This window comes from Arthrobacter sp. USHLN218 (assembly GCF_037144715.1).
Lineage (GTDB): Bacteria > Actinomycetota > Actinomycetes > Actinomycetales > Micrococcaceae > Crystallibacter.
In genome coordinates this window covers 106,325-115,433 of the sequence record NZ_JBBCYT010000008.1, presented here as the reverse complement: position 1 = coordinate 115,433, position 9,109 = coordinate 106,325, and the positions used below count along the sequence as shown (strand labels likewise).

The window sequence follows — 9,109 nt, the reverse complement described above, 5'->3', positions numbered from 1 at the left end:
ACCGACATGGCAATCCAGGAAGCATCGTCCGGACCGGCTGCCTCCGAGTCCTGGTACATGCAAGACTCCAGCGCAGTGGTTTCCAAGCTGGACACGGACGAGCAGTCGGGGCTCGCGGCCGCGGAGGTCGAACAGCGGCGGGCGCGGTACGGGCCTAACGCCATCGCGTCCGAGCGTCCTGCTTCGCCTTGGAAGGTGGCGCTGCGGTTGCTGCGGGACCCGATGAACCTGATGCTCGTGGGCGTTGTGGTGGTCAGCCTGCTCATCAACCAGATCCCGGTCGGCATCGTTGTCGCCCTGCTCGTGGTGCTCAACCTGGTCCTGGGGACCCAGCAGGAGCTGAAGGCCCGCGCCAGCGTCGACGCCTTGGCCAAGATGCAGATTCCGCAGGCGCGCGTCACCCGGGGTGGATCGCTCCTCCAGGTCGACGCGACCGAGCTCGTCCCGGGCGACATCGTCAACCTCGAAGCAGGCGACCTGGTGCCCGCGGACGGCCGGCTGCTGAGGTCGGCCACCCTGGAAACCCAGGAAGCCGCGCTGACCGGCGAAAGCGCCCCGATCGCCAAGGATCCCGAGACGCTGCGGGTGGCGGACGCGGGCCTCGGTGACCGGACCAACATGGTCTACCAGAACACCGCCGTCACGCGGGGGACGGCCACGATGGTCGTCACCGCAACCGGTATGCAGACCGAAATGGGAAAGATCGCGTCGATGCTCTCGGCGGTGGATCCCGGGAAGTCCCCGCTGCAGCGGGAGCTTGACGGACTCACCAAGGTGATCGGCATCATCGCCTGGTCCGCGGTGATCGTCATCATCGCCATCGGAGTCATCCGGGGGCAGACGCTCGGGACGGTCCTGCTGGTGGGCATGTCGATGGCGATCGCGGCCATTCCGACCGGCATGCCCACGTTTGTGCAGGCCATGCTGGCATACGGGGCCAAGCAGCTGGCCGAGCATAAGGCCGTCGTCAAGAACCTCAGCGACGTCGAGACCCTCGGTGCCACGAGTGCGATCAACTCGGACAAGACCGGCACGTTGACGATGAACCAGATGATGGTGCGCGAGCTGTACTTCCGGGGCAACTGGTACAGCGTGCAGGGCGAGGGTTATGCCAAGACCGGGGCCATCCGGCAAAAGGCCGGTTCACCCGTGCCCGACTTCACCCAGCTGGCGTACGGCCTGTGCCTGGACAGCGACGCCACGGTGTCGGACACCGGCGAGGTCATCGGCGACCCGACGGAAGCCGCGCTGGTGGTGCTCGCCGCCAAGATGGGCGCCGAAGCCGAGACGACGCGGCGTTCCTACCCGCGCGTTGCGGAGGTTCCCTTCGATTCCGCCTACAAATTCATGGCCACCTTCCACCACCTCGATTTCCCGGACGGACCGCACTTCGTCGGACTCGTCAAGGGCGGCCCGGATGTGGTCCTGGCCAGATGCACCCAGGCCATGCTGCCGGACGGGCCCGTCGACATCGAGAGGGTCCGCAGCGACATCACGGAAGCCAACGAGTCGCTCTCCCGCAAGGGGCTGCGCGTCCTGGCCTTCGCCGCCAGATACGTGGACGGCCAGGAGGCCCAAGTGACCGCGGAGCCGATGCGGTTCGTGGAGGAACTGATCTTCGTGGGCATGGTCGGTATCATCGACCCCCTGCGGGCTGAGGCTGCGGAAGCCGTCCGCACGGCCCACGAAGCGGGGATCGACGTACGGATGATCACCGGTGACCATGCGATCACCGCGGCCGCCATCGGGGCCGAGCTCAAACTGGGCCCCGGCGCCGTGAGCGGCACGGAAATCCAGGCCATGTCCGACGAGGAGCTCGCCGGCGCGCTGCCCCGCCTCCATGTCTTCGGGAGGGTGACGCCGCAGGACAAGCTGCGCCTCGCCCGGCTCATGCAGCAGGGCGGCGACGTCGTCGCCATGACCGGCGACGCCGTGAACGACGCCGCCGCGCTGAAGCAGGCCGACGTCGGCGTGGCGATGGGCTCCGGAAGCGAGGTGACCAAGCAGGCCGGCAACATGATCCTCACCGACGACAACTTCGGCACCCTGGTTTCCGCCATCCGGCTGGGGCGCAGCATCTACGACAAGATCGTTTCCTTTGTCCGCTACCAGATGTCGGCGCTGTTCGCGCTCGTGCTCCTGTTCCTGACCGCCAGCATTTTCAACATCAACCAGGGCGTCGCGCTGTCGCCGACGATGGTGCTCTTCATCAACTTCTTCATCACCATCTTCCCGGTGATGGTCATCATGACCGATCCCCCGGCCCCGGACCTGATGGCCAGGCCGCCGCGGAACACCAAGGAACCGATCACGAACGCTGGCGCCGTCACCCAGTGGCTCGTCTACGGCGTGGTTGGGTTCGCGGTGACCCTGGCAGCACTGTTGCTGGCGCCGGGACCGATGAGCGCCACCGAACCCAACGTCCCGTTGACGATGGCGTTCGTGGTGCTGTCGCTGAGCTCGATCCTGGGCAGCCTGGCCAAGCGGCGAGACCCGGAATCGGGCCTGCGGGCTCCGATCATCAGCGCATTGAAGATCCTCTCCGTCCCGGTGCTCTTCACGGTGGCGGCGGTGGAGATCGGCTTCCTGCAGAACCTGCTGCTGACCACGTCGCTGAGCGGGGGCCAGTGGCTGGCCTGCCTCGGCCTGGCGCTGATCGTGCCCATCGTCGTCGAACTGGACAAGGCCATCCGCCGCGGCCAGGCCCGCCGCCGGAGCACCGCCGAGCTGCCCGTCACCGAGGTGGTTGGCGGCGGCAACATCCGTCCGGTGCCCCGGCCGCTCACCTGAACGGTGGGCGGCAGCAGCGAGAGAGAAGCACGGCCGCGGGTCCCACAGGCGCAACCCGCTGGACGCGCGGCAGCCCGGCGGCGCCGGGCTACCCGGCTGCAGCCGGCTTCGGCGTGAGCAGCGGGCAGCTGATCGAGCCCGGCGTCTGGTCCACCAGCTCCTCGGGCACCAGTTCCTTGAAGCCCGTCCCGACCAGCAGGTCCACGCTGTTGTCCCCGCGGGTGTCCGGCTTGTAGCTGGTGCCCTTGAGGTTCCGCTGCAGGTTGAAGGCGGCGGCCTGACCTGCCGGTCCCGAGACGATGACGGCGACGGTGCCCGGGCGGATGAGGTCCACGGACTCGACCTTGCCGACCTTGTACCCGCGGTCCTTGAACTGTTCCGCGGCCTGCCCTGCAAGCCCCTCGAGCCGGGTGCCGTTGTAGACGTTGAGCGTGAAGGACCCGTTGTCCGGGTAGTCGTAGATTCCGGCCGGGCAGCCCTTGGGTCCGCCGGCGGCCTGTTTGGCTTCCCAGCCCGGAATGACCAGGTCCCCGCGCATCACCGCGAGCGCGGCCACCACAGCGGCCACCAGCAGGGCGACTAGGAACACCAGGACGGCGCCGTGGAAGATGTGCCGGCGGCGGTCCCCGTACTGGCTCTCTTCGCCGTCCTCCGGGAAGGTCCGGTCCAGGTCATCCTCGGTGATGATCCGGTCGCCGCGGAACCGCAGGATGTCCTTCGGCTTGCGCTTGGGGCGGGGCGGCTGCCCGCCGGTCTCAGTCATTGATCACGAGCACGCGGGCGTGGAGCAGCGCGCGCTGGTGGAGGGCGGTACGGACGGCGCGGTGCAGGCCGTCCTCGAGGTAGAGCTCGCCGTGCCACTGGACGACGTGCGGGAAGAGGTCCCCGAAGAAGGTGGAGTCCTCGGCCAGCAGCGCGGCCAGGTCCAAGGTGCTCTTGGTGGTGATGAGCTCATCCAGCCGAACCTGGCGCGGCGGAACATTGGCCCAGTCCCGCGGGCTGTTGTATCCATGGTCAGGGTAGGGGCGGCTGTCGCCCACGGCTTTGAAGATCACCAGACCAGCGTAGGGAAAGCACGCGCCGAACGGAACTCGCCGCTCGGCGCGTGCCGCCGTCGTTACCCAAATGGTTACGAGGCAACCAGCCTCACGGTCCGGCTTCCCACGATCTCGTCCGTAATCCAGTGGCGGAACTCGACGACCACCTGGTACTCCCCCGCGGACGGCGGATCCAGCAGCACGTCCCAGCGTTCGGCCGAGCCGGAGCGCAGGATGCTGGTCTTCATCGGGTACCCCGCCTCGCCGCACGGCAGCGAGGGCTCGCCCGGCTTGGACGTGTCGCGGAAGGGCCGGCCGTCGTGCGCGATGACCTCGGCCATCGGCACCGGCTTGCCCCAGGAGTCCTGGAATCGCAGCACCGTGGGGAGGTAGTTGGCGTTCAGCAGCCGCAGCAGGGTCCGTTTCTTGCTTCCGCCCTTGACGTTGGCGCGCAGCGACTTCAGGCTCCAGACCGTCTCCTTGCCGCCGGGCCGGCGCGCCAATTCGCCGCCCAGGAGGTAGAAGTGGTTCGGCTCGAAGTGGTTGAGCCCCGCGTCCTCGCCGGAGAGGCCGGCCGCGTGGTGCATGCCGTGCCACCGGGTGGCCATCGAGTACGGCACCAGCAGCGCCTCGGTGTCGATGTCGTACTCCGGCCCGTCCACGAAAGCCCGCCGCGCCCCCGGGCTGACCGGGAAGTCCTCGTGCACGATCGGGTCGATGATCAGCGGCCCGAACATGCCCATCTGGACGTGCAGCGTGGTGTTGACGTGGCAGTGGTAGAAGTACGTGCCGGCAGTGCCCCAGTTCGGGTCGCGGGGCCGTCCCCTCTCCGGCTGCCACTGGTAGGTGTACTCGCCGGCAATCTCGAACGAGGTGTGCCCGACGCCGTCGTTGCGCGGATCCGGCTCCATGCCGTGCCAGTGGATGGTGTGGTTGCCCTTGCTCGGCTTGAAGTGCGCCTGGAAGATCTGGCCTTCCTTCGGCCGGATCAGCGGGCCCGGGAAGTTCTTGCGCTGGTCCGCGGTTTCGAAGCTCCACATCTCCACTTCGGCGCCGTCGTCGAACCGCAGGTCGGTGCCGTAGAACGAGAGGTCGACGAACAGGTCCGGCTTCTGCTTGAACTCGGTGACCGGGTTCTCCAGCTCGTTCTGGTTGGAGCTGAAGTCGACCTGGCTGTCGAAGCGGTGCAGGGCCTCCTCAGGCTCCACGGGGTCCACCGGGGCCGGGGGCGTGGTTTCCACGGGGTCCGGGGACGACGGCGGATCGGTCGGCTCCTGCCCGGCCGTTTCGGTGGGCGTCGGGTCGGGATCCGTGGTCCCGACCGGGTCCGGGACCGTTGTCTCCACCGGGTCCGGTTCCGTTGTCTCCACAGGGTCCGGGGACGACGGCGGATCGGTCGGCTCCTGCCCGGCCGTTTCCGTGGGCGTCGGAACCGGAATGGTGGTCTCGACCGGGTCCGGCACCACCGGCGGCGGCGTGACGACGGGCGAGGGAGACGGGGACGGCGACGGCGGCTTGGGCTTATTCGCCTCGGCCTCCTCGCGGCGCTTCCGGGCTGCCTCTTCCCGCTTGCGCCGCTCCTCCTCTTCGCGCCGGCGTTTGGCTTCCGCCGCGGCTTTGCGCCGGGCCTCCTCCTCGCGCCTGCGCTTGGCCTCGGCCTCCCGCCTTTTCTTCGCAGCGGCCTCCCGCTTGCGCCGGTCTTCGGCGGCGCGGCGCATGGCTTCCTCGTGGCGGCGCCGGGACTCGGCCCGCTTCTTGGCCTCCGCCTCGCGCTTACGCTTGGCCTCGGCTTCCCTCTTCTTGCGCGCCAGGGCTTCCTTCTTCTTGCGCTCGGCTTCCTTCTTCTGCCGGGCGGTCAGCCTGCCCGGAAGCAACGACTCGATCATGATCCTGCCCCTTTGAACGGTGCCTTGATAATCCAGTGGGCGGTGAGGCCGCCCGGATACATGCCGCCGGCCGCGGTCTGGGACGATTCGGAGTGGCAGTGCATGGGATAGCCCCAATCGGAGTTGCGCGCGTTCCAGACCTGGTCGATGGCGTCCGGCGGGCGCTTGATCGGGATGATGGATTCCTTGACTTCCATGCCCTTGAGCCGGATCACGTCCTCCCAGTGCTGGAAGCAGAGGTAGCCGTTCTCGTCGACGAAGCCTTCGCTGCGCTTCCAGTCCGCGTTGTCGCAGCGGACCGTCCAGAGGTGGTTGCCGTGGAAGTGCATCTGGTGGAAGACGATCCCGCAGTTGACCATCCGCACCAGCTGCCCGCCGCGCAGCGACCCGGCCTCGGAGCCCTCGCCGAACTCGCGGACCTCGAACTGCCGCGGGTAGCCGGAGATGGTCGTCTCCTCCTCCGATGCCCGGTTCAGGGCCTCGTCCCGGGTCATGCCCATGGACTCGTAGCCGCTGCGCCCGTTGAGCGTGAAGTAGCGCGGCACGGCACGCTGGGTGGCGGGATTGACGGTGCCGCCCTTGGCCTCGATGTTGGCCCAGACCGGGTCCACCGCGTGCGCGAGCCAGACCCACTGCCGCTCGAACTCCGCCAGGCCCGGCGCGATGCACCAGGGATCCGATGAGTCCATGACCACCAGCGCGCCGTAGAGCCCCAGGGTCCGTTCCACCGGCTGGTTCCCGGGATCGCTGTAGATGTAGACGCCCGGGTCCGGTGCGTCCAGTTCCAGGAGCGCGTTCTCGCCCGGCGCGATCTTCCCGGTGCTGACGTCCTCGCCGTCGTCCCCGGCCCGGTGGATGGCCAGCTCATGCTCCTTGGCCAGGCGGTTGTGCACGCGCAGCCGGATGGTGGAACCCTTCTCCGCCACGATCACGCGCTCCGGCATGAAGCTGCCCCAGTAGGCCCGGCGGATCAGGTACTGCCCGGGGTTGGCCGGATCGGACCGAAGCGGCTCGGGCGTGCCGTGCGGCGGCTCATGGGCTCCGACGGGGTAGACCCGACTCGCCACCAGGTCCCCGTCCTTGAGGAAAACGCGCGGTTTGATGGCCAGGCTTGGATCGGCGTCGTTCTTTTCCGTGGGACGGTCGCCGAAACCGCGGTGGTAGACGAGCGAATCGTCCACCATCTTCAGGTAGCCCTCGTTGATGTAGACGTCGAGGACGGCGTCGTCCGAACTTTCGCGGGCGGCCTTCGAATCGTCTTCGCGCTCCGACACGGATTCCGACTCGGATTCCGACTCGGACTCGGCCTCGGCCTCGGTTTCCGTTTCGGCTTCGGGCTCCGTGCCGGCTTCGGCCTCGGAGCCGGCCTCCGTCGCCGTCCCTGCCGCGTTCCCCGAGGAGTCCCCGGTTTCCGGCGCGGCTCCGGCGGCATCACCGGTTTCGGTCCCGGTATCCGCCTCCGGCACTGGAGCCGGCGTCGCCGGAGACTGGGCGTGGGCCGACTGCTGGCCGCCGGCGAACGCGAGCGCCCCGAGGCCGGCTACCGCGCCATACTTGACGAAGCCCCAGCGGCTGACCGCGGCGTCGGCCGCTTCATCCGCCGCAGCGCCCGCATTCTGGCCGTGGTTCAGGTTATCGTCCGGATTCCCCTTGCGCTCATCCATGGTCGGCCTCCAGCCAGCCCGGCCGCTGCAGCACTTCCGGCAGCGCCAAGGCCAGCGGACCGCCGTCCGACCACGGGTCGGTGAACTCGGCGGAGACGTCCCGCGCGTCGGACGGGACCAGGAAGCTGATCCAGAAGTGCGAGGTGGAGCCCGGCTCCAGCGCGCCCTTGCCGATGCCCGGGTCCCGGTTGGTCACCGTCGGTCCATCCGCGCCGACCTTCAGCCGCAGCTGCCCCGGCGAGAAGAGCACCTTGCGGTCCAGCCCGTTGTGGACTTCGAGCTCGACCATCATGTGGTCGCCCCAGGTCAGGTTGAAGGGCTGCGCCGTGGTGCTGGCTACCGCATGGCCGCCGTGGCCGCCGTGCGAATTGGCGGCGGAGCTTCCGGCCCCGGCCCCCTGCGGGTTGCGGGCCTGCCGTTCCGCCGCGCTGATCCGGACGCTGCCAAAGGAAGTCCAGACTCCCTCGCCGCGGGAGACCCCGCCGTCGTTATTGGCCTGCTGTCCGGCCGCGATCAGGCTTCCGCCGCCGACTATGCCGGCGACGCCGGCGCCCATTAGTACCCCGAATACCCTGCGCGTGAGCCCGGTTGGAACCTCATCTGATTCAACCGGGTCCGACGCGACAGTCTGTTCCCCAACTACTGTCATCATCGTCGTATCCCCAATACGTGTGGATGGTGGTGCAGACAACCTTTGTCTGAACACCTTGGAAAAACTCGGGGCTCCCGGATCTGAGGTGGACCAGCTGGTAGTGATAATGGAGTCATGACTCTCACCCCGGGGCCGGAGCACCGGCGCGTCCAGCCGCCCATCGGCCTCCTGCTGGATGTGGACGGCCCGATCGCCAGTCCCGTCACCCGCACCGTGCCGGCCGGCATCATCCACTCGCTGCTGACCATGGCGGCCAACGGCTGGCCGGTGGTCTTCAACACCGGCCGCTCCGACACCTTCATCCGCGAAGAGATCATGGAGCCCCTCCTGGCGGCCGGGATTCCGGGCGGCGTCCGTTTCCATGCCGTCTGCGAAAAGGGCGCCGTATGGTTCAGCTTCGGCGCGGACGGGCCGGGCACCCTGCACGTGGACCGCTCGCTCGCGGTCCCGCAGGACTACGCGGCCGAGGTCCGCAAGCTGGTCCAGTCGCGCTACTCCAGCCACATGTTCTTCGACGAGACCAAGCGGTCCATGGTCTCCGTGGAACAGCTCATCGAGGTGGAGAACACGGACTACCTGCAGGAGCGGGAGGCCTTCGACGCGGACGCGCTGAAGCTGATGGCCAGCTTCGACCTGGGCGTCAGCCGGCTGGACCACCACGTGCCCAACAGCGACGACCGGGTGGACTACCGGCTGGACCCCACCATCATCGCCACCGACATCGAATCGGTCCGGCTGGGCAAGGACCTCGGCGCCCAGCGCGCGCTGGAGATGCTCGCCGCCGAAGGCGTCATCCCGCACGCCTGGCGGACCATGGGCGACTCGCGCACCGACTACGCAATGGCGGACAAGCTCCACCACAGCGGGCACGCCGTCGTGCACGTGGATGTAAGGCCCGACGACGGTGTGCCGCTCAAGCCCTACCCGGTCCTCACCGCCGCGCATCTCGGGCTGCCCAAGGCCATCCACGAGGAGTCCGGAAACGCCTTCCTACGGACTTGGGCCGCCATCGCCCGGACCCTCTAATGGCCCCTGCACTGCCCTTTCCCGACCGCCCGCGCAAGCCCCTAACACGGGGGA

7 protein-coding genes are annotated in these 9,109 nt (G+C 68.4%); 2 read left to right on the top strand and 5 right to left on the bottom strand.

All coding sequences use genetic code 11. The features are described 5' to 3' along the window. The first annotated feature begins 6 nt into the window (after window positions 1-6). On the top strand, window positions 7-2,790 hold the full coding sequence (locus WFH44_RS17590) for a cation-translocating P-type ATPase (RefSeq protein ID WP_336715414.1): 2,784 nt from the start codon (window positions 7-9) through the stop codon (window positions 2,788-2,790). 88 nt (window positions 2,791-2,878) lie between these two features. On the opposite strand, the gene WFH44_RS17585 is transcribed toward WFH44_RS17590, so the two are convergent. From WFH44_RS17585 to WFH44_RS17565, 5 genes are all read right to left on the bottom strand, one after another. Beyond that, complete coding sequence (locus WFH44_RS17585; protein WP_336715413.1) at window positions 2,879-3,553, bottom strand: LytR C-terminal domain-containing protein; 675 nt, start codon at window positions 3,551-3,553, stop codon at window positions 2,879-2,881. Beyond that, a complete protein-coding gene (locus WFH44_RS17580) occupies window positions 3,546-3,845 on the bottom strand; it encodes a type II toxin-antitoxin system VapB family antitoxin (RefSeq protein ID WP_264796455.1) in 300 nt (99 codons plus the stop codon). Before WFH44_RS17580 ends, WFH44_RS17585 begins: the two co-directional genes overlap by 8 nt. 74 nt (window positions 3,846-3,919) lie before the next feature. Continuing rightward, window positions 3,920-5,713 (bottom strand): multicopper oxidase domain-containing protein, encoded by a 1,794-nt coding sequence (locus WFH44_RS17575; protein ID WP_336715412.1) that lies wholly within the window; start codon window positions 5,711-5,713, stop codon window positions 3,920-3,922. Continuing rightward, the gene (locus WFH44_RS17570) at window positions 5,710-7,377 is read right to left on the bottom strand and encodes a multicopper oxidase domain-containing protein (RefSeq protein WP_336715411.1); all 1,668 of its coding nucleotides are present in this window, start codon (window positions 7,375-7,377) and stop codon (window positions 5,710-5,712) included. The genes WFH44_RS17575 and WFH44_RS17570 overlap by 4 nt, the downstream gene beginning before the upstream one ends. Beyond that, window positions 7,370-8,029, bottom strand: a complete 660-nt coding sequence (locus WFH44_RS17565) for a hypothetical protein (RefSeq protein ID WP_336715409.1) — start codon at window positions 8,027-8,029, stop codon at window positions 7,370-7,372. The genes WFH44_RS17570 and WFH44_RS17565 overlap by 8 nt, the downstream gene beginning before the upstream one ends. A gap of 114 nt (window positions 8,030-8,143) precedes the next feature. Here WFH44_RS17565 and WFH44_RS17560 point away from each other — a divergent pair, with 114 nt between their 5' ends. Next, window positions 8,144-9,055: a hypothetical protein gene (locus WFH44_RS17560; protein WP_336715408.1), complete on the top strand. Its 912-nt coding sequence runs from the start codon at window positions 8,144-8,146 to the stop codon at window positions 9,053-9,055. The last annotated feature ends 54 nt before the right edge of the window (window positions 9,056-9,109 follow it).

Excerpts from the sequence above, each read along its gene's own strand:
- WFH44_RS17565 (WP_336715409.1), bottom strand. The coding sequence starts at position 8,029 with ATGATGACAGTAGTTGGGGAACAGACTGTCGCGTCGGACCCGGTTGAA.
- WFH44_RS17570 (WP_336715411.1), bottom strand. The coding sequence starts at position 7,377 with ATGGATGAGCGCAAGGGGAATCCGGACGATAACCTGAACCACGGCCAG.
- WFH44_RS17585 (WP_336715413.1), bottom strand. The coding sequence starts at position 3,553 with ATGACTGAGACCGGCGGGCAGCCGCCCCGCCCCAAGCGCAAGCCGAAG.
- WFH44_RS17575 (WP_336715412.1), bottom strand. The coding sequence starts at position 5,713 with ATGATCGAGTCGTTGCTTCCGGGCAGGCTGACCGCCCGGCAGAAGAAG.
- WFH44_RS17560 (WP_336715408.1), top strand. The coding sequence starts at position 8,144 with ATGACTCTCACCCCGGGGCCGGAGCACCGGCGCGTCCAGCCGCCCATC.
- WFH44_RS17590 (WP_336715414.1), top strand. The coding sequence starts at position 7 with ATGGCAATCCAGGAAGCATCGTCCGGACCGGCTGCCTCCGAGTCCTGG.